This window comes from Clostridium tertium, assembly GCF_902652255.1.
Classification (GTDB): Bacteria; Bacillota; Clostridia; order Clostridiales; family Clostridiaceae; genus Clostridium; species Clostridium tertium_A.
Genome location: NZ_CACRTO010000005.1, coordinates 338,378 through 360,072, shown reverse-complemented (window position 1 = coordinate 360,072; position 21,695 = coordinate 338,378). Strand labels below are relative to the sequence as shown.

Sequence of the window (21,695 nt, the reverse complement as noted above, 5' to 3'; positions counted from 1 at the left end):
ATGGCTAATTATAGAGGCGGAAGAATAAACGAAGAAGTTAAGAGAGAAATAAGCGTTATTATTAGAGATGAAATTAAAGACCCTAGAATGAAATCTATGGTTTCAATTACATCTGTTAAGGTAAGTAAAGATTTAAGATATGCAAAGGTGTATGTAAGTATTTTCGGTAAAGACGAAGAAGAAAAAAATGAAACCTTTGCAGCTTTAAAGAGTGCAAGCGGATATATAAGAAGAGAAATAGGTCAAAGAATCAATCTTAGAAATACTCCTCAAATTTTATTTGAGTTAGATGATTCTATAACCTATAGTATGAAAATAGAAGAGCTAATAGAAAAGGTAAAAGACAAATAATGAATACCTTAGAAAATATAGCTAGCTTAGTAAATAAGGCAAATAAAATAGGCATTACCTATCATGTATCACCAGACGGTGATGCAGTAGGTAGTGCACTTGCACTATTAAATGCTTTAAAATTAATAAAAAAAGACGCTTATTTAATATCAAAAGATATAATTTCTGAAAATCTTCAATTCTTAAAAAGAGCTAATGAAGCTACAGGTAATTTAATTTCTCCTAAAGATTTAACTGATATAGTTATAGTATTGGATTGTGGAAATTATGATAGAATATCAGCAGATTTATCTAATTACAAAGGAACTATTATTAATATAGATCACCATATTTCCAATGACCAATATGGACATTTAAATTATGTAGATATAAATGCAGCAGCAACCGCAGAAATAGTTTATGAATTATTAGAATGTTTAGGATTAGATTTTGAAGAAAAATCTAATGTTATACAAGAAATTGGAACATGCCTTTATACATCATTAGTAACAGATACTGGTGGGTTTAGGCATTCAAATGTAACTTCAAGAACACACAGGATAGCTTCAAAGTTAAAAGGTATTGGAGTAAACAATACATTTATATATCAAAGCCTTTTTGATAATAATACCTTTGAAAAAATAAGATTAACAGGTAAAGCTATAAACAATATGGAATTATTATTTGATAGAAAAGTATCTTTAATAAAGATACCTAAATCTTATGGTGAAGAGCTTGGTATAGAAATAGGTGATACTTCAGATATAATCTCCTTTGGACTACAAATAAAAGGAGTGGAAATTGCAGTATTAATTAAAGAAACTGATATTGGAGTTAAGGCTAGTTTAAGATCTAAAAATGATTTTGATGTAAGAAAAATTGCAGATAAGTTAGGTGGCGGAGGTCATGTTAAGGCTGCAGGAATTATGTTAAAAGGATTAACCTTAGATAAAGCAAAGGATAAAATTTTAGAGGAAATAGAGAAAGAGTTACTATAATGGATGGAGTAATTAATGTTTTTAAAAATACTGGAATGACATCTTTTGATGTTGTTAGAGTAATTAAAAAGACTTTAGGAGAAAAAAAGGTTGGACATACTGGCACCTTAGATCCTGAAGCTTCAGGGGTTCTACCTATATGTGTAGGTAAAGCTACGAAAATTATAGATTATATTATGGATTCGGATAAAGTTTATGAGGTAGAATTCAAACTTGGAATAAAAACTACTACATATGATTTAGAAGGAGAAATAATTGAAGAGAAAGATCCATCAAGTTTAATTAATAGTGAAATTTCAAATGTAATTAAATCTTATGAAAGAGAATATAGCCAAGTACCACCTATGTACTCAGCATTAAAACAAAATGGTGTAAGGTTATACGAACTTGCAAGACAAGGTATTGAAGTCGAAAGACCAGGAAGACTAATAAGTATTTATAAAATTGAGGATATAGAAATTAATAATCCATATGTGAAAATGAAAGTTACTTGTTCTAAAGGAACCTACATAAGAAGTCTTTGTTTTGATATTGGTGATAGTCTTGGAGTTGGTGCAACAATGACTAAACTTAAGAGAAGCAAAACATCAAAGTTTACCGAAGATGAAGCTATTAATATAAGTGATATTACATTAGAAAGTATTAAGGATTATATCATTAGTATAGAAGATGCTTTAGATAATTATGAAAAGTTAGTAGTATTAAATAACTTTGCAAGATTATTAATAAATGGTGTTAAAGTCTTTGACAAAAGACTTACAAAGGATAAAATAGAAATAGGAAGACTATATAGAGTCTATGATGAAAATTCTAAGTTTATAGGACTTGGAAAAGCTGATCAAAAGGGCTTTAAGATAGAAAAATTGCTAATTAATTAGGGGAGTAGGATATGATAGTAATAGATGATATTATTATAGAAAATAAAGAAAATAAAAATTATGTTGCATTAGGAAGTTTTGATGGACTTCATTATGGACACCTATCCCTTGTAAGAAAGACTGTCCAAGTGGCTAAAGAAGAAAATGGCAAAAGTATGGTTTTTACTTATAAAAATCATCCGAAAACTCTTGTAAGTCCAGAGAAGGCACCTAAATTAATTATGGATTTAGATACGAAGCTTCAATATTTAGAAGAAGAAAATGTTGATATTGTTGTATTAAGAACCTTTACTAAAGAATTTATGTCAATTACAGCTGAAGATTTTATTAAGCTTCTTTGTGAAGACTATAATGTAAAAGGAATAGTTGTTGGATTTAATTTTAGGTTTGGACATAAAAACTTGGGAGATGTTGAATTACTTAAGAAACTTCAAGATAAATATGGATATAAGCTATATATAATAGATCCATACACTTATGAAGGAGAAGCAATAAGTAGTACTAGAATAAGAAATGTCCTTTTAGAAGGAAATGTTAGTAAAGCTATAGATATGCTATCAAAGCCATATTTAATTAAAGGTAAAGTAATCCATGGTAAGGAACTAGGAAGAACTATAGGATTTCCAACTGCTAATTTGGAGTTTGGTAATAATATTGTAATTCCTAAAAAAGGAGTATACTATACTAATGTAATATATGATAATAAGATATTTAAGGGATTAACTTCCGTTGGGAATAATCCAACAGTAAATGGGACAGAATTAACAATAGAAACCTTCATTTTGAATTTTGATAAAATGATTTATGGAGAAGAAATCAAAGTTTACTTCGTTGAAAGAATAAGAGATGAATTAAAATTTGATTCTTTGGATGAATTAATGAAACAAATAAAGAAAGATGAAGAATTTATAAAAAATAAAGATATAATAATTTAATTATGTAAATTTATAATTTACAATAAGATTATGATTTGTTATAATAGCAAGGAAGAACCTAATTCTACGATATGAGGGTGCTAGCTCATTTCTTGGATATAGGGGATAATTTTACGGAGGTGCGATTAATGGACGCAATAAAAAAGCAAGAAATTATTAAAGAACACGGAAGACACGAAGGAGATACAGGTTCTCCAGAAGTGCAAATAGCATTATTAACAGAAAGAATTAATTCTTTAACTGACCACTTAAAAATGCATAAGAAAGACCACCACTCAAGAAGAGGTCTTTTAATGATGGTTGGTAGAAGAAGAGGTCTTCTAAACTACTTAGCTGAACAAGATATCGAAAGATACAGAGCTATAATCAAAAAATTAGGCTTAAGAAGATAGTCCTTAGAGCGGTTTTTTAAGCCGCTCTATTATTTTAACAAATTTGAATGATAAGAAAGAAGCCTTGAAGGGAGGTAACAAAATGAACAACGTAATGAAAACTACTATAGCAGGAAGAGAATTAAAGCTTGAATTTGGTAAGATAGGAATGTTATCTAATTTAGCTTCATTCATTAGCTATGGAGACACAGTAATTTTAACTAACGTAAATGCATCAGAAAAACCAAGAGAGGGGATTGATTTCTTTCCTTTAAGTGTTGAGTATGAAGAAAGACTTTATTCAGTAGGAAAAATTCCAGGTGGATTTATTAAAAGAGAAGGTAGACCTTCAGAAAATGCTATTTTATTTGGAAGAGCAATTGATAGACCACTAAGGCCATTATTTCCAAAGGGATATAGAAATGATGTGCAAGTTGTTTGTACAGTAGTATCAGTAGAAAAAGATAATTTACCAGAAATCTTAGCAATTAATGCAGCCTCATTATCACTATGTTTATCAAGCATTCCTTTTACAACACCTGTTGCAGCAGTGCAAGTAGGTCTAATCGATGGAAAGTTCGTTTTAAATCCAACATCTAAAGAAAGAGAAGAAAGTATTCTTCAATTGACAGTTTGCGCAACTAGCGAAAGAGTAATGATGATTGAAGCTGGTGGATCTGAAATAGCAGAAAATGTAATGATTGATGCAATAAAATTTGGATTTGATAGCTGTCAAGATATAATAAAATTCCAAGAAGAAGCTGTGGAAAAATTCGGTAAGGAAAAGATAGTACCAGAATTATATAAACCAAGTAAAGAACTTGAAGATGAAATAAAAGTATTTGCTGGTGAAATGATTAAAGAAGCTATGTGGATTGCTGATAAAGATGAAAGAAATGCTGCAATGGACATAGTTAATGAAAAGGTTTATGCAGAATTTGAAGAAAAATATCCTGAAAATGTAGCTGATATTAAAGAAATATTATACAACCTACAAAAAGAAGTCGTAAGAGACATGCTTTTAAATCATCATAGAAGACCAGATGAAAGAGCTTTTGATCAAGTAAGACCTATATCATGTGAAGTAGGTATTTTACCAAGAACTCACGGAACTGGTTTATTCACTAGAGGATTAACTCAAGTTATGACTGTAGCTACTTTAGGTGCAGTTGGAGATATTCAAATCATAGATGGTATAGGTGAGGAAGAATCTAAGAGATATATGCATCACTATAACTTCCCTGCTTACTCAGTTGGTGAAGTAAGACCATTAAGAGGACCAGGTAGAAGAGAAATAGGGCATGGTGCTTTAGCTGAAAGAGCTCTAGAACCATTAATACCTTCTGAAGACGAATTCCCATACACTATAAGATTAGTATCTGAAGTATTAAGTTCCAATGGATCTACTTCTCAAGCTTCAGTTTGTGGAAGTACATTAGCATTATTAGATGCAGGTGTTCCTCTAAAGAGACCAGCAGCTGGTATAGCAATGGGTCTTATAACTTCTGAAGATTTAAGTAGAGAAGAAGTTTTAACAGATATCCAAGGTATTGAGGATTTCTTTGCTGATATGGACTTTAAGGTAGCAGGTACAGTTGAAGGTATCACTTCTATTCAAGTAGATACTAAGATTAAAGGACTTAGCTTCAAAGTAATCGAAGATGCTATAAGAGGAGCTAGAAAAGCTAGACTTCATATATTAGATAAGATTAGCGAATGTATTCCAGATGCAAGAAAAGAAGTATCTGAGTTTGCTCCAAAAACTTCTATTATCTCTATTGATCCAGAAAAAATAAGAGATGTAATAGGAACTGGTGGTAAGGTAATCAATAAGATTATCGAAGAAACTGGAGTTAAGATTGATATTAAGGAAGACGGTACAGTATTTGTATCATCACCTGATCATGATGGCGTTAAGAAAGCAATTTCAATTATAGAAGGCTTAACTAAAGAAGTTAAAGCTGGAGAAGTTTACTTAGGAAAAGTAACGAAAATAACTACTTTCGGTGCTTTTGTAGAAATATTACCTAATAAAGAAGGACTATGTCATATTTCTAAGCTTGATAAAGCAAGAGTGAATAAAGTTGAAGATGTAGTATCAGTTGGAGATGAAATATTAGTTAAGGTAACTGAAATAGATAGTCAAGGAAGAGTTAACCTATCTAGAAAAGATGCTTTAGCAGATACTTCTGAAGAAGAAAAGACTGAATAAAAAATGTAAGCAAAGGGCAATTTATTGCCTTTTTTTCTTTATATGATAAAATTTTAAATATAACTACATAAGATAAAGTTATCATAGAATAATATAACTATACGGTTTAATTAATTCTCTACTGTATTATTGTGTTATAAATTAAAAGTTAATAGTCTTATTTAAGTAAATCATCAAAATTGAAAGAGCATATATTATTTAATTTTCTATATAATCTTATGACATATTAGTAATACTAAAATACTATTAAAGAATATAATTCAATTAAATGTAGGATATTTATTACAACTTATATACAAAATAATAATTTAAGGAGGAAAAATGTTTAACACATACAAATTAAAAAATGGACTAAGAGTAGTAACAGAATATATTGAACATGTGAATTCGATAAGCATTGGAGTAATGGTTCAAAATGGATCAAGAAATGAAGATTTAAGTATAAACGGTATTTCTCATTTTATCGAGCATATGTTTTTTAAAGGCACAGAGAAAAGAACTTCAAAGGAAATAGTACAGGAAATAGAAAATGTAGGTGGGCAAATAAATGCATATACAAGCAAAGAAGCCACTTGCTATTATATAAAATCATTAAATACTCATATAGATTTATCAATAGATATACTATCAGATATGATAATAAATTCTAAGTTTGATGATGAAGAAATTAAAAAAGAGCAAGGTGTAGTTATTGAAGAAATAAATATGAGTGAAGACAATCCAGAAGATGTATTAGATAATAATCAAGCTAGAGCTGTGTTTGGAGATAACCCTTTAGCTTATCCTATTTTAGGAAGTATAGAAAATATTAAATCCTTTAATAGTAAAAAAATAAAAGACTTTGTAAATTCTAAGTACACTCCATACAATTCAGTAATTTCTGTTTGTGGGAAGTTTGATGAAAAAGAATTAATAAAGAAATTAGAAGAGGCCTTTGGACCTTGGGATGGAGTAAAAGATTATATTCCAACTTATAATACGCCTATACTACTAAATGAAAGTATATATACTAATAAGCAAATAGAGCAACTTCATATTAACTTAGCTCTAAAAGGCCTTCCATATGCACATGATAAGGCTTACTCATTAATAATTTTGAATAATATCTTTGGTGGAGGAGCTTCATCAATTTTATTCCAAAAGGTGAGGGAAGAACTTGGCCTTTGTTATACTGTATATTCATACAGTCATCCATACCTTGGTGTTGGCTTAAATAATATTTATACCGGAGTTAGTAAGCAGTCAGCTAAAAAGGCATTAGAAGTAATTAATAAAGAATTAAAAGAGTTTGCAAACAAAGGTATATCAGAAGAGTTATTAGCAATAAATAAAGAAAAGATTAAAGCTAACTATATATTAGGTTTAGAAAGCACTTCTTCAAGAATGTTCTCAAATGCAAAAAACATGTTACTTCAAAATAAAATAAAAACTCAAGAAGAAGTTATAAATAAAATTAACAATATAAATAGTGATGACATAAATTATGTATTAGATACTTGCTTTAAACCTGGCATAATCAGTACAGCTTATGTAGGTCAAGATATTGATTATAAAGATTTGAATGATATTATAGAACCTAATATTAAAGCTTATGACAATTCAAGTAATGAAAGTATTTCAAGAGTATAACCTTAAAAATATAGTAATAAAATCTCTTTATGAAGCATAAGATTTACATAAGATAATGTGGAGGTGAATCTTATGCTAAGAGGAGATAAGAAAAAAGAAGGTTATTATGATGAAGAGTCTAAGAAGGAATCAAGATATAGACTCCTAAGTGATTTAGAAAGATATGAAATATTCAATACTGAAGAGGCAGAAAAATATGATACACAACAAGCTTTAGATTTTATTATCGATGAAAATGGGAATTTACAATTTATAGTTGCTGCTGTTGCTGGAAGTAAGCTTGGACTATTTGGAGGAAGAGAATACGTTGAGATTCCATGGAATTACATTACCAAAGTAGGTACAAATGTAATAGTAGTATCAGCTGATAAGGACAAAATTAAAAGAGCAAGAGCGTAACTAAAGGAGGTAGCTAGCTGCTTGAAGGTTATTATACAAAAGTTCGGTGGAACTTCAGTATCCACAAGTGAAAGAAGAACTCAAGTAGTAGCAAAGGTAAAGGCTGCAATAGAAAAAGGCTTTTCTCCAGTTTTAGTAGTTTCAGCTATGGGAAGACTAGGAGAACCTTATGCTACGGATACTTTATTATCTTTAATAGATGATAATTTTAAGAAAAATAACCTACAAGCTGTAGATATGCTTATGTGCTGTGGCGAAATAATTAGTTCAGTAGTATTAAGTAATATATTAGAAAATGAAGGAATTAAATCAATGCCACTAACAGGTGGGCAAGCAGGTATAGTTACAGATGATAATTTCTCTGAAGCAGAATTAATTTGTACAAGTTCGGATAAAATACTAAAGTTAATAGAAAAAGGGATTACTCCTGTAGTATCAGGATTTCAAGGTGTAAGTGAATCTGGATATTTTACTACTCTTGGAAGAGGGGGTAGCGATACTTCTGCATGTATATTAGGTGAAGCCTTAGATGCTGAAGAAATAGAAATATATACAGATGTAGATGGAATAATGACTGCAGATCCAAGAATAGTTAGAAGCGCAGCGTTAATTTCTGCAATAACTTATAATGAAATTTTTCAACTCGCTGAAAGAGGTGCTAAGGTAATTCATCCAAAGGCAGTTGAGTGTGCTAGAAAAGCTAATATACCATTAATTATTAAGAATACTATGAGCAATTCAAAAGGAACATTAATTAATAGTATAGGAGATAAGAACTTTAATAAAATTATATCAGGAATTACTCATTTAAATAATAGAACACAAATTACTTTAAGTCTTATAGAGAATAAAAATAATAAAAATTATAGATATTTACTTGAAATACTAGCTGAAAATAATATTAGTTTAGATTTAATTAATATTTTCCCTAGTGAACAAATATTTACTATAGATTCTAATAAAAAGAAAAAGGCAGTAAGAATTCTAGAAGATTGTAATTTAAGCTATAAGATTACAGATGATTGTAGTAATATTGCAATAGTTGGGGCCAATATGAGAGGCGTACCTGGTATTATGTCTAAAATAATTAAGGTTTTAGATGAAAGTTCCATTGAAATACTTCAAACTGCTGATTCAAATATGACAATATGGTGCTTGATTAAGAGTGAGAATGTTGAAAAAGCACTAAATTTATTACACACCTCTTTTCAATTAGGTGAATAAATAAAATCCTCTTGTATAAACTAAATTTATACAGGAGGATTTTATTATGCAAAAAAACTTATACTCATCCAATATAGAAAATAATACTGAAGAACAAGAAGAAGAGAATAGAATTAAAGAGGCGAAGGAAAAAAGAGAAGAAATATTAGATTTTGGCAATGAGAATGCTATAAATAAAGATGAAAGTATTCAAATATTACCTATTATAGGTCAAATAGAAGGTCATCAAGTATTACCTGCTCAAACAAAGTCTACAAAATATGAGCATGTTATTCCTCAAATAATTGCTATGGAACGAAATGAAAAGGTGAAGGGAATACTTATTATATTAAATACAGTCGGAGGAGATGTTGAAGCAGGTCTTGCTATATCAGAAATGATAAATTCATTATCTAAGCCAACAGTTTCCATAGTAATAGGAGGAGGGCACTCTATCGGTGTTCCATTAGCTACCTCTTCAAGCTATTCTTTCATTACACCTTCAGCAACTATGATAGTTCACCCAATAAGAATGAATGGATTTGTTATTGGTGTAGCTCAAACATTTAATTATTTTCAAAAGATGCAAGAAAGAATAGATAATTTTATAGTTAGGACCTCTAAAATTAAAAAGGAAGATTTAAAAGAAATGATGCTAAGATCTGATGAATTACTTAATGATATGGGAACTATTTTAATTGGAGAGCAAGCTGTAGATTGTGGACTGATAGATGAAGTTGGTGGAATTAAAGATGCTTTAGATAAACTTAAAAAATTAATTACTGAAAAGTAATTTAAAGGGCAATTTAGATAAATCATGACTTATTTAAATTGCTTTTTTTTTATTTGAGTTTATAATAATATTATGTAAATAGTATAATTACAAGAAGTGGAAAATGGCGAGGTGATTGTGTGTCTAGGAAAAATACAAAAAAAACTAGCAAGAAGAAAGACACAGCTAAGAAAGGTAATAAAGAAAATGGAGATATTAAAGGTGTAATTTATATAGCTTTAGGTGTGTTATTATCTATTGCAATATATACTACTTGGGCTGGAGTTTTATCTACCATATCAAGAGATGTAATATATAATTTAATAGGTATAAGTGCCTTTGTGCTTCCTTTATATTTAATTTATTTTGGGTATCATATTATAGTTTCAAAAGGAAGTATTAAATTTACAAGAAGGCTCTTTGGATTTTCTATAATTATAATTTCAATAACATTATTTTGTGCAACAGCTAGTATAAATATACTAGGTGAGAATATTGGATTTTCTGAAGATTGGAAAGCTATAGTTGATCAAAATGGTTTGCATGGAGGACTTCTTGGTCACTTGATAAGTTATCCTCTAAGTAGATTAATTGGTTTTGTAGGTTCATATATTTTATATGTGACTTTAATTATTATAGGACTTATACTTTCTGCTAATATTACTCTCTATGATATAGTTAGTACTTTTAAAGAAAAGTTTAATAAGGTAGAGAAAAAGGAGAAAAAGAAAGAAGAAAAAGAAATTAAAGCTAAGGAATCCTTAGTAGATGTTGTTCCTAAGGTAGAGGATAAGGAAAGAGAAGACTTTATAAATGGTATAAATAATAAGATTAAAATACTAGATTTTATGAAGAATTCAACTCTTGAAGATAGTTCTATGGAAATCTTTAAAGAAAATAATGATAATAAGGTTAATGAACCAAATGCATTTAATATAGAAGTTTTCAATGAGGACAAAAAAGAAAGAGAAGAAGTTAAAGTAAAGAAAGAAAAACTAGATAATACAGTAAAAGAAGTAGTAAGTAAAGAAATAGAAGAAAGTTTAACAGATGAAAAAAAGGAAGAGAAGCCTTATGTTAATCCTCCTATTGATTTATTGAATGTAAATAATAAGACAAAATTTAAGAAAGAAGATAAAAGAGACTTACTAGAAAATGCTAGTAAACTTGTAGGAATATTAAATGATTTTGGAGTAGATGCAAATGTTAAGCAAGTAACAAAAGGACCTTCTGTTACTAGATATGAAATACAGCCAAGTCCAGGGGTTAAGGTTTCAAAGATTGTAAATCTTCAAGATGATATAGCTCTAGGACTTGCAGCTAGTGGAGTTAGAATGGAAGCACCTATACCAGGAAAGGCTGCCATAGGTATTGAAGTTCCAAATAGTGAACAAACTCCAGTATTTTTAAGAGAAGTATTAGATAATAAAGATTTCCAAACATCAAATAATAAATTAGCTTTTGCGTTAGGGAAAGATATAGCAGGAAAATCTGTAATTGGAGATTTAGCAACTATGCCACATACTCTAATTGCAGGGGCTACTGGTTCAGGTAAATCAGTATGTATAAATACTTTAATTGTTAGTTTACTTTATAAATACAGTCCAAAGGAAGTTAGACTTTTGATGGTTGACCCTAAAGTTGTTGAGCTTAGTATTTATAATGGAATTCCTCATCTTTTAATTCCAGTTGTTACAGATCCTAAGAAGGCAGCTGCTGCATTAAACTGGGCAGTAAATGAAATGAATAAGAGATATAACTTATTCTCAGAGTCATCTGTAAGAAATATTGAAGGTTATAATGCTTTATTTGATAAGGGAATGATAGAAGAGAAATTACCTTATATGGTTATTATAGTAGATGAGCTTGCAGACTTAATGATGACATGTCCAAATGATGTAGAAGATTATATATGCAGACTAGCACAAAAGGCAAGAGCAGCTGGTATTCATCTAATAATTGCAACACAAAGACCATCTGTAGATGTAATTACAGGAGTAATTAAAGCAAATATTCCATCAAGAATATCATTTGCTGTTTCATCAGGAATAGATTCTAGAACTATACTAGATCAAACAGGAGCTGAAAAGTTACTTGGAAGAGGAGATATGTTATATTGTCCTATGGGTGAAAATAAGCCTATAAGAGTGCAGGGAGCTTTTATATCTGAAGAAGAAGTAGAAAGAGTAGTAAACTTTATTAAAGATGAAGGTGAAAGTATAGATTATGAAGAGTCTATTATAGAGCATATTGAAAATGAAAGTAGAAATACAAATAGTTCTTCAGATTCTAGTGAGGTAGATGAGCTTTTAAATGAAGCTATTAAAATAGTAGTAGAATATAATCAAGCTTCAACATCATTCCTACAAAGAAAACTAAGAATAGGATTTAATAGGGCTTCAAGAATAATGGATGACCTTGAAGAAAGAGGTATAATATCTGAAAAGGATGGAAGTAGACCTAGGGAGGTATTAATTACTAAGGAAGAATTAAATCTAGAGGACTAAAAAAACTTGTAAATATGAAATAAGTAATTTAAAATAAGATTTAGATTAAAATACAATCACTTTTTACAACATAGGAGGAAGTAGCTTTGGAAAAATATAAAGTCGGAATGGTAAGCTTAGGTTGTGATAAAAATAGAGTAGATTCAGAACTTATATTAGGAAGTATAAATAAGTTTTATGAAATAACTAACAATCCAAAAGAAGCAGAAATTATTATAGTAAATACATGTGGATTTATAGAGAGTGCTAAGCAAGAATCTATAGATACTATACTTGAAATGGCAGAATACAAGAACAAATACAAGTGTAAAATGCTAATCGCCACAGGTTGCTTAACCCAAAGATATGGAGAAGAACTTTTAGAGTTAATGCCAGAAATAGATATATTAATGGGTGTTAATGATTATATGAAGATTCATAAGATGATTTTAGACTTCATTAATGGTGAAAGAAAGCTATTTGCCGCAAATTATAGTGATGAAAATATCAATGATGGAATAAGGCTATTAACTACAGATAAACATACAGCCTATGTTAGAATTGCAGAAGGCTGCGATAACTTTTGCACATATTGTATTATTCCAAAAATTAGAGGGAAATTTAGAAGTAGAACTAAGGAAGCTATTCTAGAGGAGGTAAATACCCTAGTTAATAATGGTGTTAAGGAAGTAATTTTAATTGCTCAAGATTTAACATTCTATGGAATGGATATTTATAATAAAAAAGAGCTGCATAACTTAGTTAGAGAAATTTCTAAGATTGAAAAGCTAGAATGGATTAGGCTTTTATACTGCTACCCAGAAGAAATCACTGAAGAGTTAATAGAAGAGATAGCTAATAATAAAAAAGTTGTTAAATATTTAGATATGCCAATTCAACATATAAGCAATAATATTTTAAAGAAGATGGCAAGAAGAACTAATAAAGAAACTATAACAGGAATTATAAAAAGACTTAGAGAGAAAGTTCCTGCAATTACACTAAGAACATCTTTAATAGTAGGTTTCCCAGGTGAGACTGAAGAAGATTTTAATGAGTTATGTGAATTTTTAAAAGAATATAAATTAGATAATGTTGGAGTATTTAAATATTCAAAAGAAGAGGGGACTCCAGCTAGCATTATGGAAAATCAAATAGAGGAAGAGGTTAAGGAAGTTAGACAAAATCAATTAATGTTAATACAAAAAAATATTTCTTCTACGTTAAACAAATTGAAAATAAACAAAGTTTATGATACTATTATAGAAAGACGTAAAGGAAAATATTTCATTGGAAGAAGTTTCGAAATGGCTCCTGAAATAGATGGAACAATATTAGTAGAATATAATGATAATATTAATATAGGTGATATTGTAAAGGTAAAAATTAAGGAAGCTCTTGAGTATGATTTAGTGGGAGAGGTATGTGATGAATTTAGCAAATAAGCTAACAATGTTAAGAATATTTTTAGTTCCATTATTTTTAATATTTATTGCAATAAAAGACATTCCATATGGAACCTTTATAGCTACTTTTATATTTATAATTGCATCATTAACAGATCAATTAGATGGATACATAGCTAGGTCTAGAAACCAAGTAACTACTTTTGGTAAGTTTATGGACCCTCTTGCAGATAAGCTTTTAGTGACAGCAGCATTAATTTCTTTAGTTGAGCTTCAAGTTGTACCAGCTTGGGCAACAGTAATAATAATAGCTAGAGAATTTGCTGTATCTGGACTAAGAACTATAGCTGCAGCAGAAGGTAAAGTAATTGCTGCTAGTATGTGGGGAAAAGTAAAAACTGTAACACAAATAGCTGCAATAATAGCTTTATTAATACAAGTAAATGTAGCAACATCAAAATATTTAATTTCTCTAGTTAATAGTAGTGAAATTATTAGGCAGCTTATAAAGTATGGACCAAGGATTATTTTATTTATTGCAGTTATTATGACTATAGTATCAGGATATGATTATTTTAAGAAAAATATAAAAATAATAAATCCTAACAAATAGTGTATATTTTATTAAAAATGGATATAATTACAAAGAGAGTTCCGCCTCTTAAGGTTGGAGCTTTTAATTTAAGTAGAAAAGAAAAATATGAATTATATTAATGTTGACTAAAGTCAATAAATGCTTTATAATTCATGTATAGAACAAATGTTCTTTTAGAGAGGAAGGTGCTATATGGGAAACGTAGATATGGATAAGCTAAAAGCTATTGAAAATGCAATGAGTCAAATAGAAAAACAATTTGGTAAAGGGTCAATTATGAAGCTTGGAGAAAATAGTTCTCTTAATATAGAAGCTATTTCAACTGGATGTCTTGACTTAGACATAGCTTTAGGAATAGGGGGAGTCCCTAAAGGTAGAATAATAGAAATATATGGACCTGAAAGTTCAGGTAAAACAACAGTTGCACTGCATATCATTGCAGAAGCACAAAAGAAGGGCGGAGCTGTTGGATTTATAGATGCAGAGCATGCTTTAGATCCAAGTTATGCAAGAAATTTAGGTGTAGATACAGAAAACTTAATAGTATCACAACCAGATACAGGAGAACAAGGTCTAGAAATAGCTGAAGCACTAGTGCGTTCAGGAGCAATTGATGTTATAGTTGTTGACTCAGTTGCAGCATTAGTTCCAAGAGCTGAAATAGATGGTGAAATGGGAGACTCTCACGTTGGTCTTCAAGCAAGACTTATGTCTCAAGCATTAAGAAAGTTAACAGGTACTATCCAAAAAACAGGATGTGTAGCTATATTTATAAATCAGTTAAGAGAAAAAGTTGGAGTTATGTTTGGTAACCCAGAAACTACAACTGGTGGTAGAGCTCTTAAATTCTATGCATCTGTAAGATTAGATGTAAGAAGAATAGACTCTATCAAACAAGGTGAAAGTATTGTAGGTAACAGAACAAGAGTTAAGGTTATGAAAAATAAGGTAGCACCTCCATTTAAACAAGCTGAATTTGATATTATGTATAATGAAGGAATATCAAGAACAGGGAACATAGTTGATGTAGGTGTAAAAGAAGGCATAGTTCAAAAGAGTGGAGCTTGGTTCTCATATGGTGATGTAAGACTTGGCCAAGGTAGAGAAAATGCTAAGCAATATTTAAAAGACAACCCAGAATTAGCTCTTGAGATAGAAAATAAAATTAGAATTAAATATGATTTACCAGCTATGGAAGAAGTAGCAGTAACATCAAAAGAAGTAAAAGAGAAGAAGTAATATAATTAGGTAATATTGAATATAATTATATAAATATGACAATAATAAAATCGATAGTATAATAGAATTATACTATCGATTTTTAATATTAATTCAAAAAAGCAATATTTTTATATGTCAGTATGAAATATTTGTAGTTAGTTGTCTCTTAGTAGTATATATGTAACTTGACATAATTTTAATTTTAATATAAAATAATAACAAATACTGGTTTTATCATTTTTCAAATATCAGTTAGGTTAAGTATGATACCTCTACATTTTCATTAAACAATTGTTTATATGAATGGAGGAGGTGTTGTTATGGATAAGATTCTTATTGCAATAGCAATTGATGTCGTAATATTAGCCGTAGCAGGCGTATTACTTTATAAAGCTATACAAAGTGCTTCTAAAAGAAAAATAGAAGGCTTAGAAAAGGAAGCAGAAAATCTTTTAGATAATGCTAAAAGAGAAGCAGAAGCGACTAAAAAAGAGTCAGTTTTAGAGGCGAAAGAAGAAGTTCATAGACTTAGAAATGATTTAGAAAGAGATTCAAGAGAGAGAAGAAATGAAATTCAAAGACTTGAAAGAAGAATAATCCAAAGGGAAGAATCTTTGGATAAGAAAGCTGAACTTTTTGAAAAGAAAGAAGAAGCTTTAAGTAAAAGATTACAAGAAATCGATGAAATGGAAGCAAGTGTACAAGAACTTCATAATAAAAGGAGAGAGGAACTTGAAAGAGTTGCATCTCTATCTACTGATGAAGCTAGAGAAATCCTTTTAGAAGAAGTTAAGAGAGAAATAACTCATGAAACTGCTATTATGATCAAAGAAATAGAATCTAGAGCCAAAGAAGAAGCAGATAAAAAGGCTAGAGAAATTATTACAACTGCAATTCAAAGATGCGCAGCTGATCATGTATCAGAATCAACAGTACATGTTGTTGCTCTTCCAAATGATGAAATGAAGGGCAGAATCATAGGTAGGGAAGGTAGAAATATCAGAACTCTTGAAACATTAACAGGAGTAGATTTGATTATAGATGATACTCCAGAAGCTGTTATTTTATCAAGTTTCGATCCTATAAGAAGAGAAATTGCTAAGATAGCATTAGAAAAGTTAATTGTGGATGGCAGAATTCATCCAGCTAGAATCGAGGAAATGGTAGAAAGGGCTACTAAGGATGTTGAAAATGACATTAAGGAAGAAGGAGAACAAGCAACTCTTGAAACTGGTGTCCATGGTGTTCATCCAGAAATTATTAAGCTTCTTGGTAGACTCAAGTATAGAACTAGTTATGGACAAAATGTGTTAAAGCATTCAATTGAAGTATCATATTTAGCTGGTGTTATGGCTGCTGAATTAGGCTTAGACGTAAGTTTAGCTAAAAGAGCAGGATTATTACATGATATAGGTAAGGTAGCAACAAAAGAAGATGAAGGTCGTCATGCCGTAATAGGTGGAGATCTTGCTAAGAAATATGGAGAATCACCAGTTGTAGCCAATGCTATAGCAGCACATCATGGTGATGTTGAAATGCTAACACTTGAAGCTGTATTAGTTCAAGCTGCAGATGCAATATCAGCAGCTAGACCAGGCGCAAGAAGAGAAACTTTAGAAGCTTATATTAAGAGATTAGAGAAATTGGAAGAAATTGCAAATTCTTATGAAGGTGTAGAAAAGTCATATGCGATTCAAGCTGGTAGAGAGATTAGAATTATGGTTAAACCAGATCAGTTAGATGACGCTGGATCTGTAGACTTAGCTAGAAGTTTAGCTAAGAATATAGAAGAACAATTAGAATATCCAGGTCAGATTAAAATTAATGTTATAAGAGAAACAAGAGCAGTAGATTATGCTAAATAATATAAGGTACATTTTGCATTTGCAAAATGTACCTTATTTTTAATTAAACAAAAAGAATATTAAAAATAAAATGAAAAAGTTTTCTTAAAAGAAGGATTTTTATCTATAGTATAGAATATATATAAAGACAAGATTATTTCTTGAATAACTGTAAACGATTTTTATCTAGGAGGTAAAGACAAGTGGAAGTATTAAAAGTTTCAACAAAATCAAATCCAAATTCGGTAGCAGGTGCACTAGCTGCCATTATTAAAGAAAAAAATATAGTAGAAATTCAAGCAGTAGGAGCAGGTGCTATAAACCAAGCAGTAAAGGCAATTGCTATAGCAAGAGGCTTCGTTGCCCCTAGCGGAAAGGATATTGTTTGCGTACCAGCATTCACTGATATAGAAATTGATGGTGAAGAAAGGACAGCAATTAAATTAATTGTTCAACCAAGATAGTTAAGTAAAGTATCGTTATATTTTAATAGCAAAAGAAAAGGACTACATTTTAGTAGTTCTTTTTCAATAACAAGGAAAATAGAGGGTTATATAGCTTGAAATTTTATGGATTTACATATATAATGTAATAGTTAAATAGGTAACTATTTGAAATTTATAGTAAAGAGGTGTTTGTAATGGTATCTAAAGAAGTTGTAGTAAACAACGGAACTGGTTTACATGCTAGACCAGCAACTTTATTAGTTAAGAAGGCTTCATCTTTCAAATCAGATGTTAGCATTGAATTTAACGGAAAAAAAGCAAACGTTAAGAGTTTAATTGGAGTTCTTTCTTTAGGAGTAACTAAAGGAGCTGCTATCACAGTTTCAGCTAGCGGAGACGACGAAGCTTTAGCTGTTGAAGAAATAGTTAACTTAATTGCTAATTTAGAAGATTAATAAAAAAGTGCCATATGGCACTTTTTTGCTTTAAATAATATTATGTAGTAACGTTATAATTTTAATGGATAGCATTTAAATACTAATACTACTAAATCTATAGCTGCAGCAAAAATCAAAATATATATTAATCTTTGTAATATTACAGAACCTACAACTACCAAAGTTACTAAATTAAATCCAAATAGTCCTATAAATCCCCAATTTAATGCTCCTAGCAAAACTAGTAAAAAAGATATCTTATCTAATAAGCTTATTTTGTACATAATTTACCCCCTATCAATAATTTAGTATATTATATTAAAAAAAATAAAAAAATATAACTAAATAACATAAAAAAGCTGAAATAATAATAACTTTATGTTATAATACGAATGATAATGAGAAAATACAATAATTTATTCGGAGGTTTTCTAAGGATGAGAGATTTATATAATTCACCACTAAACTCAAGATATGCTTCAAAAGAAATGAGCTACATATTTTCAGATGATATGAAGTTTTCTACATGGAGAAAACTTTGGGTTGCTTTAGCAGAAGGAGAAAAAGATCTTGGACTAAACATTACAGATGAGCAAATAGAAGAGCTTAAAGCTAATATATATAATATTAACTATGATGAAGCTACTAAAAGAGAAAAAGAAGTTAGACATGATGTTATGAGCCATGTATATGCATATGGATTACAATGCCCTAGTGCAAAGGGAATAATACATTTAGGAGCAACAAGTTGTTATGTAGGTGATAATACAGACATTATAATAATGAGAGATGCTTTATTATTAGTAAAGAAAAAAATAGTAACAGTACTAAATCATCTATCAAATTTTGCATTAAAATATAAAGATATGCCAACTTTAGGATTTACTCATTTTCAACCAGCGCAATTAACTACAGTTGGTAAGAGAGCTACATTATGGATGCAAGATCTAGTAATAGATTTAGAAAATATAGACTTTTTATTATCTACATTAAAGCTTAGAGGTGTTAAAGGAACTACCGGAACACAAGCTAGCTTTATGACTTTATTTGAGAATGATGAAGATAAAGTAAAATCATTAGATAAGATAGTTGCAGAAAAAATGGGATTCGAAAAAAGTTATGGTGTAACAGGTCAAACTTATCCAAGAAAAATAGACTCAATTGTTTTAAATAGATTATCAGAAGTTGCACAAAGTGCATATAAGTTTAGTAATGATTTAAGATTATTACAAAACATGAAAGAGATAGAAGAACCATTTGAGAAGAACCAAATAGGTTCATCAGCAATGGCTTATAAGAGAAATCCAATGAGAAGTGAAAGAATGGGAGCTTTAGCTAGATATATTATAGTTAATTCATTAAATCCTGCAATAACAGCTGCAACACAATGGTTTGAAAGAACATTAGATGATTCAGCTAATAAGAGAATTTCGGTAGCAGAAGCTTTCTTAGCATTAGATGGAGTACTAAATTTATATATAAATATAGCTGAAAACATGGTTGTATATGAAAAAGTAATTAGCGCTCATGTTAATAATGAATTACCTTTCATGGCTACGGAAAACATAATGATGGAAGCTGTGAAAAGAGGTGGAGATAGACAAGAGTTACATGAGAAAATCAGAGTTCACTCAATGGCAGCAGCACAAAGAGTTAAAGGTGAAGGATTAGATAATGATTTAATTAGTAGAATAATTAATGATAAGAGTTTTATGTTAAGTAAGGAAGAAATCTTAATGATAATAGATCCAAATAAATTTGTGGGAAGAGCTCCAAGTCAAGTAGTTGAATTTATAAATGAATATGTAAAGCCTATTATAGATGATAATAAGGATGCATTAGAAATAAAATCAGAAATAAATGTATAATTTAGAAGGTCGCTTTAGTTTTTACTAAAGCGATTTTTAAGTTTAATGAAGAAAAAGTGAATAAATTTATTTAATATGTAAATAATTCTAATAAGATAAATTTATAGGAGGATATATGGAAGATAACAATATAAATTCTCTAAGCCAATGTTTAGGTTGTAATGGAACCGGGAAAATAAAGTGTGACTGTAATGCATTAGAAGAGCCCTATAAGAATTGTGTAACCTGTAAGGGAGAAGGTAACTTTATATGTCCAATTTGTGAAGGACAAGGAAGCTTTTAATATTAGAATAAAGATTATAGATATTACTTTCAACAAATAAGCTAAACTATAATAAAATATAGTGTATTAATTAATAAGGAGCTTATATGTTAAATGGTGATTCTAATAAAATGAAGGAAATAATAATCACTAAGGCTGAAGATGTAAAAGGAACAAGGGAAGATGAAATTATTTATTTATTAGGAAGTAAAGAAGGCAATGGAAAGAATACATTATATAAAAATATGGAGATAGTTGTTACTGATGGAGCTACAGGGAGAATTAATAATATTCCACTTAGTAATAATTCAGGATATAATCCTAAGCTTATAATAGAAAAGTTTAAAATAGAAAAAAATAAAGAGATATTATTTATATTAGAAAACGCAGATGGAACAGGATATATATCAGGAGAAATATTTGATTTTGATGGAGATAATGTAGTTAGGGTATTTAGCACTGATTATTTTAGTAATGAGAATTCATTTGAAGTTAACTATGTAGATAATAATATAGTTGATTTAATTGATAGTAGAAGGGATGTTATTTATAAAATCAACTTGGAATTCAAGGGAAAAAAATATTTAGATGAAATATATAATGAAAATGGTAAAGTAAAGAAAAGAGTAAAAGGGAGAGTTCTTCCTGTAGAGAACATATCACTAGTTAAAGATACTTCAACAGATATTATGGATATTTTATTAACTCAAAAAATAGTAGGTAAAAGTGACTCAGATGTATTAGGTAATATAGATACTTTAGTGAAATTTAATGGTACCAACTTTGTAGTGAAAAATATAGCGGTATCAATAATAGGTGAAAAAGTTAGTGGAAGTATAAATAGAGAGAATGAGTATAAATGCTATAATTATGATTTCTCAAATTTAGAGTTTATAGAATCAGAGGAGATATCTAATTTAAGAATTGAAAGAGCAATAGAAAAAGAATTTCTATTAAATCCAAGTAGAGATAAGGTAAGGTATTTATATAATAAATTAAGTTTATCTAAGAATAAAGATAACGTATTAGTATATATAGAAGGCCCTAGATTTTGTAGTAATAATGGTTGTACATTAGTTGTTTTAGAAGATAAGGATAATGAATATAATATTCTTTCAAAGGTAGAGAATATTATAAATCCTATAATAATATCAGATGATAAGTCGTATGGTTATAAGAATATAATAGTAAGGGTATTAGATAATAATAAAGATGAGTTTAGAGTGTTGAAATATAATGGTAATTCTTATCCAAGAAATCCACTTAAAGAAGAAAAACTTAAAAAAGGAAGAAAGATCAATGGAATTGCGGTTATTTCAGACGATTTATTTTATAGAAGAGGAATAGAATATAAATAATAAATTAAAGGTGCTTTAAAACTTTTGTACAAGCTTTAAAGCACC

The 21,695-nt window shown here is 29.4% G+C and carries 21 protein-coding genes; 20 read left to right on the top strand and 1 reads right to left on the bottom strand.

The genetic code is table 11. The features are described 5' to 3' along the window. The 17 genes from rbfA to GPX08_RS01580 all read left to right on the top strand — a co-directional run bounded on the left by rbfA (position 1) and on the right by GPX08_RS01580 (position 18,180). Positions 1 to 351, top strand: coding sequence for a 30S ribosome-binding factor RbfA (gene rbfA / locus GPX08_RS01660; RefSeq protein ID WP_156624739.1), 351 nt, complete (start codon positions 1 to 3; stop codon positions 349 to 351). Then, positions 351 to 1,328: a bifunctional oligoribonuclease/PAP phosphatase NrnA gene (locus GPX08_RS01655; RefSeq protein ID WP_156624737.1), complete on the top strand. Its 978-nt coding sequence runs from the start codon at positions 351 to 353 to the stop codon at positions 1,326 to 1,328. The genes rbfA and GPX08_RS01655 overlap by 1 nt, the downstream gene beginning before the upstream one ends. Continuing rightward, positions 1,328 to 2,206, top strand: coding sequence for a tRNA pseudouridine(55) synthase TruB (gene truB / locus GPX08_RS01650; protein ID WP_156624735.1), 879 nt, complete (start codon positions 1,328 to 1,330; stop codon positions 2,204 to 2,206). Before GPX08_RS01655 ends, truB begins: the two co-directional genes overlap by 1 nt. Positions 2,207 to 2,217: 11 nt before the next feature. Further along, positions 2,218 to 3,141, top strand: coding sequence for a bifunctional riboflavin kinase/FAD synthetase (locus GPX08_RS01645; RefSeq protein ID WP_156624734.1), 924 nt, complete (start codon positions 2,218 to 2,220; stop codon positions 3,139 to 3,141). Positions 3,142 to 3,269: 128 nt separating this feature from the next. Beyond that, entirely contained in the window at positions 3,270 to 3,533 is a 264-nt protein-coding gene (rpsO, locus tag GPX08_RS01640; RefSeq protein WP_156624732.1) for a 30S ribosomal protein S15, read from the top strand. 82 nt (positions 3,534 to 3,615) lie between these two features. Next, on the top strand, positions 3,616 to 5,724 hold the full coding sequence (locus tag GPX08_RS01635) for a polyribonucleotide nucleotidyltransferase (protein WP_156624730.1): 2,109 nt from the start codon (positions 3,616 to 3,618) through the stop codon (positions 5,722 to 5,724). Between the two features lie 321 nt (positions 5,725 to 6,045). Beyond that, the gene (locus tag GPX08_RS01630; RefSeq protein ID WP_156624728.1) at positions 6,046 to 7,353 is read left to right on the top strand and encodes an insulinase family protein; all 1,308 of its coding nucleotides are present in this window, start codon (positions 6,046 to 6,048) and stop codon (positions 7,351 to 7,353) included. 72 nt (positions 7,354 to 7,425) lie between these two features. Further along, positions 7,426 to 7,752: a YlmC/YmxH family sporulation protein gene (locus GPX08_RS01625; protein WP_156624727.1), complete on the top strand. Its 327-nt coding sequence runs from the start codon at positions 7,426 to 7,428 to the stop codon at positions 7,750 to 7,752. A gap of 21 nt (positions 7,753 to 7,773) precedes the next feature. Beyond that, on the top strand, positions 7,774 to 8,976 hold the full coding sequence (dapG, locus tag GPX08_RS01620) for an aspartate kinase (protein ID WP_156624725.1): 1,203 nt from the start codon (positions 7,774 to 7,776) through the stop codon (positions 8,974 to 8,976). 46 nt (positions 8,977 to 9,022) lie between these two features. Further along, on the top strand, positions 9,023 to 9,748 hold the full coding sequence (locus tag GPX08_RS01615; protein ID WP_156624723.1) for a Clp protease: 726 nt from the start codon (positions 9,023 to 9,025) through the stop codon (positions 9,746 to 9,748). A gap of 119 nt (positions 9,749 to 9,867) precedes the next feature. Then, positions 9,868 to 12,234: a cell division protein FtsK gene (locus GPX08_RS01610; RefSeq protein WP_156624721.1), complete on the top strand. Its 2,367-nt coding sequence runs from the start codon at positions 9,868 to 9,870 to the stop codon at positions 12,232 to 12,234. A gap of 86 nt (positions 12,235 to 12,320) precedes the next feature. Then, on the top strand, positions 12,321 to 13,658 hold the full coding sequence (rimO, locus tag GPX08_RS01605; protein ID WP_156624719.1) for a 30S ribosomal protein S12 methylthiotransferase RimO: 1,338 nt from the start codon (positions 12,321 to 12,323) through the stop codon (positions 13,656 to 13,658). Beyond that, entirely contained in the window at positions 13,642 to 14,232 is a 591-nt protein-coding gene (pgsA, locus tag GPX08_RS01600) for a CDP-diacylglycerol--glycerol-3-phosphate 3-phosphatidyltransferase (RefSeq protein ID WP_156624717.1), read from the top strand. The genes rimO and pgsA overlap by 17 nt, the downstream gene beginning before the upstream one ends. Positions 14,233 to 14,406: 174 nt before the next feature. Continuing rightward, positions 14,407 to 15,453, top strand: a complete 1,047-nt coding sequence (gene recA, locus GPX08_RS01595; RefSeq protein WP_156624715.1) for a recombinase RecA — start codon at positions 14,407 to 14,409, stop codon at positions 15,451 to 15,453. 302 nt (positions 15,454 to 15,755) lie between these two features. Next, positions 15,756 to 17,300 (top strand): ribonuclease Y, encoded by a 1,545-nt coding sequence (rny, locus tag GPX08_RS01590; RefSeq protein WP_156624713.1) that lies wholly within the window; start codon positions 15,756 to 15,758, stop codon positions 17,298 to 17,300. Between the two features lie 182 nt (positions 17,301 to 17,482). Next, positions 17,483 to 17,743, top strand: a complete 261-nt coding sequence (locus GPX08_RS01585) for a stage V sporulation protein S (protein ID WP_016206312.1) — start codon at positions 17,483 to 17,485, stop codon at positions 17,741 to 17,743. A gap of 176 nt (positions 17,744 to 17,919) precedes the next feature. Next, on the top strand, positions 17,920 to 18,180 hold the full coding sequence (locus GPX08_RS01580; RefSeq protein WP_156624711.1) for an HPr family phosphocarrier protein: 261 nt from the start codon (positions 17,920 to 17,922) through the stop codon (positions 18,178 to 18,180). 53 nt (positions 18,181 to 18,233) lie between these two features. On the opposite strand, the gene GPX08_RS01575 is transcribed toward GPX08_RS01580, so the two are convergent. Then, positions 18,234 to 18,446, bottom strand: coding sequence for a DUF378 domain-containing protein (locus tag GPX08_RS01575; protein ID WP_156624709.1), 213 nt, complete (start codon positions 18,444 to 18,446; stop codon positions 18,234 to 18,236). A gap of 153 nt (positions 18,447 to 18,599) precedes the next feature. On the opposite strand from GPX08_RS01575, the gene GPX08_RS01570 reads away from it, so the two are divergent. The 3 genes from GPX08_RS01570 (at position 18,600) to GPX08_RS01560 (ending at position 21,650) form a co-directional block, all read left to right on the top strand. After that, on the top strand, positions 18,600 to 20,030 hold the full coding sequence (locus GPX08_RS01570) for an adenylosuccinate lyase (protein ID WP_156624708.1): 1,431 nt from the start codon (positions 18,600 to 18,602) through the stop codon (positions 20,028 to 20,030). 115 nt (positions 20,031 to 20,145) lie between these two features. Beyond that, entirely contained in the window at positions 20,146 to 20,313 is a 168-nt protein-coding gene (locus GPX08_RS01565; RefSeq protein WP_156624706.1) for a hypothetical protein, read from the top strand. Positions 20,314 to 20,399: 86 nt separating this feature from the next. After that, the gene (locus tag GPX08_RS01560; RefSeq protein ID WP_156624704.1) at positions 20,400 to 21,650 is read left to right on the top strand and encodes a hypothetical protein; all 1,251 of its coding nucleotides are present in this window, start codon (positions 20,400 to 20,402) and stop codon (positions 21,648 to 21,650) included. The last annotated feature ends 45 nt before the right edge of the window (positions 21,651 to 21,695 follow it).

Excerpts from the sequence above, each read along its gene's own strand:
- GPX08_RS01645 (WP_156624734.1), top strand. The coding sequence starts at position 2,218 with ATGATAGTAATAGATGATATTATTATAGAAAATAAAGAAAATAAAAAT.
- rbfA (WP_156624739.1), top strand. The coding sequence starts at position 1 with ATGGCTAATTATAGAGGCGGAAGAATAAACGAAGAAGTTAAGAGAGAA.
- GPX08_RS01575 (WP_156624709.1), bottom strand. The coding sequence starts at position 18,446 with ATGTACAAAATAAGCTTATTAGATAAGATATCTTTTTTACTAGTTTTG.
- GPX08_RS01615 (WP_156624723.1), top strand. The coding sequence starts at position 9,023 with ATGCAAAAAAACTTATACTCATCCAATATAGAAAATAATACTGAAGAA.
- GPX08_RS01655 (WP_156624737.1), top strand. The coding sequence starts at position 351 with ATGAATACCTTAGAAAATATAGCTAGCTTAGTAAATAAGGCAAATAAA.
- pgsA (WP_156624717.1), top strand. The coding sequence starts at position 13,642 with ATGAATTTAGCAAATAAGCTAACAATGTTAAGAATATTTTTAGTTCCA.
- truB (WP_156624735.1), top strand. The coding sequence starts at position 1,328 with ATGGATGGAGTAATTAATGTTTTTAAAAATACTGGAATGACATCTTTT.
- GPX08_RS01560 (WP_156624704.1), top strand. The coding sequence starts at position 20,400 with ATGTTAAATGGTGATTCTAATAAAATGAAGGAAATAATAATCACTAAG.
- GPX08_RS01630 (WP_156624728.1), top strand. The coding sequence starts at position 6,046 with ATGTTTAACACATACAAATTAAAAAATGGACTAAGAGTAGTAACAGAA.
- GPX08_RS01635 (WP_156624730.1), top strand. The coding sequence starts at position 3,616 with ATGAACAACGTAATGAAAACTACTATAGCAGGAAGAGAATTAAAGCTT.
- GPX08_RS01565 (WP_156624706.1), top strand. The coding sequence starts at position 20,146 with ATGGAAGATAACAATATAAATTCTCTAAGCCAATGTTTAGGTTGTAAT.
- rny (WP_156624713.1), top strand. The coding sequence starts at position 15,756 with ATGGATAAGATTCTTATTGCAATAGCAATTGATGTCGTAATATTAGCC.
- GPX08_RS01625 (WP_156624727.1), top strand. The coding sequence starts at position 7,426 with ATGCTAAGAGGAGATAAGAAAAAAGAAGGTTATTATGATGAAGAGTCT.
- rpsO (WP_156624732.1), top strand. The coding sequence starts at position 3,270 with ATGGACGCAATAAAAAAGCAAGAAATTATTAAAGAACACGGAAGACAC.
- GPX08_RS01570 (WP_156624708.1), top strand. The coding sequence starts at position 18,600 with ATGAGAGATTTATATAATTCACCACTAAACTCAAGATATGCTTCAAAA.
- recA (WP_156624715.1), top strand. The coding sequence starts at position 14,407 with ATGGGAAACGTAGATATGGATAAGCTAAAAGCTATTGAAAATGCAATG.
- GPX08_RS01580 (WP_156624711.1), top strand. The coding sequence starts at position 17,920 with ATGGTATCTAAAGAAGTTGTAGTAAACAACGGAACTGGTTTACATGCT.